The organism is Roseisolibacter sp. H3M3-2 (genome assembly GCF_029211165.1).
GTDB lineage: Bacteria > Gemmatimonadota > Gemmatimonadetes > Gemmatimonadales > Gemmatimonadaceae > Roseisolibacter.
Genome location: NZ_JARGEK010000694.1, coordinates 1 through 993, shown reverse-complemented (window position 1 = coordinate 993; position 993 = coordinate 1). Strand labels below are relative to the sequence as shown.

Genomic DNA, 993 nt, shown 5'->3' with positions numbered 1-993 from the left:
CCGACGCGCCCGACGCCGCGGCGGCGGCGCCGGCCTACGCGCGCGGGTGGCACGGGGTCGTCGGCGCGGAGCCGCCGCGCGGCGCGCACGTCGGCACCGTGATGTCGCACGTCGGCCGCCGCATCCCGTACTTCTCCTCGCCGCGCGTGCGCTACCGCGGCGTGGCCGTCGGCTCCGACTCGGCCGACAACGCGCGCGCGCTGGACGGGACGCGGACGCCGTAGCACGACCGCCCCGCGCCGTCCCGTCAGCCTTCCGCGGGTCCCTCGACCGGCAGCGCCAGCACGAACCGCGACCCCGCCCCCTCCGCGCTCTCCACCCACAGCCGCCCGCCGTGCGCCTCGGCGACGCCGCGCGCGATGGCGAGGCCGAGCCCGAGCCCGCGCCGGTCGGCGTGGCGCGCCTGCCAGTACGCGCCGAAGATGTGCTGCGCCTCCTCCGGCGCGATCCCCGGGCCGTCGTCGCGCACCGACACGCGCAGCTCGCCCCCCGCCAGCTCCCACGCCAGCGACACCAGCCCGCCCGCCGGCGCGAACTTCGCCGCGTTGGCGACGAGGTTCGTCAGCGCCTGCAGCAGCCGCGTCTCGTCCACCGCGAGCGCCGGGAGCGCGCGCGGGCCGTCGGCCGCGAAGCGCGCCCCCCGCGCCTCCGCCAGCGGGCGCAGCGCCGCCGCCGCCTCGTCGAGCAGCGCCGCCATGTCGCGCGGCCGCCGGTCGAGCGCCAGCGGCGCGCGGTTCAGCCGCGCCACGTCGAGCAGGTCCTCGATCAGCGCGTCCATCCGCGCCGCCGCCCGCTCCACGCGGGCCAGCGTGCGCGCGTCCGCCTCGGCCAGCGGCGCCTCGGCGCGCAGCATCTCGACGTCGAACCGCACCGCCGACAGCGGCGCGCGCAGGTCGTGCGCGACCACCGCCAGCACCTGGTCGCGCGCCGCCACCGCCGCGCGCGCGTCGGCGTACAGGCGCGCGCGCTCCAGCGCCAGCGCGGCGCGGCGCC

Annotated in this window: 1 protein-coding gene and 1 pseudogene; one reads left to right on the top strand and one right to left on the bottom strand. The window is 80.8% G+C overall.

What is annotated here, in order from left to right:
• Positions 1-224, top strand: a pseudogene (locus PYV61_RS25785) (hypothetical protein); the annotation flags it as partial.
• A gap of 23 nt (positions 225-247) precedes the next feature.
• Here the strand turns inward: PYV61_RS25785 and PYV61_RS25780 are convergent.
• The coding region (locus tag PYV61_RS25780) for a HAMP domain-containing sensor histidine kinase (protein ID WP_275836750.1) at positions 248-993 on the bottom strand (746 nt) is incomplete at its 5' end.